Here is a 249-nt window from a genome sequence, read left to right as displayed (position 1 = left end):
GTTGGCGGGCTTGCTCAATACTTTTACCATTCGCAGAAGCAGCAGTAACTATATCGCAACGGACTCGCTCAATAAATTGCTTTTGTTGTTGAGGATTCAATTTAGAAAGTTCCCTGATAAGACCTGGAAAAAAAACTTCCAATCTTTCTATAAGCATTCCTTCTGTAACACTAACTTGGTTAGAAGAAAAAGATCGATTAAATAAAAACCGATAAACAGAAGGATTCCGAGAAACAAAAAAAATTGCTG

The 249-nt window shown here is 36.1% G+C and carries 1 protein-coding gene; it reads right to left on the bottom strand.

Annotation, left to right across the window (positions count from 1 at the left end; translation table 11 throughout):
* The coding region (locus tag ACFINO_RS11260) for a hypothetical protein (RefSeq protein WP_375655932.1) at positions 1 to 249 on the bottom strand (249 nt) is incomplete at both ends.

Origin of the sequence: Bartonella sp. AA83SXKL (assembly GCF_042196965.1) — a bacterium.
In the GTDB taxonomy this organism is placed as follows: Bacteria; Pseudomonadota; Alphaproteobacteria; order Rhizobiales; family Rhizobiaceae; genus Bartonella.
The sequence above is the reverse complement of the archived record's forward strand: the minus strand, read 5'-3'. Positions and strand labels throughout refer to the sequence as shown.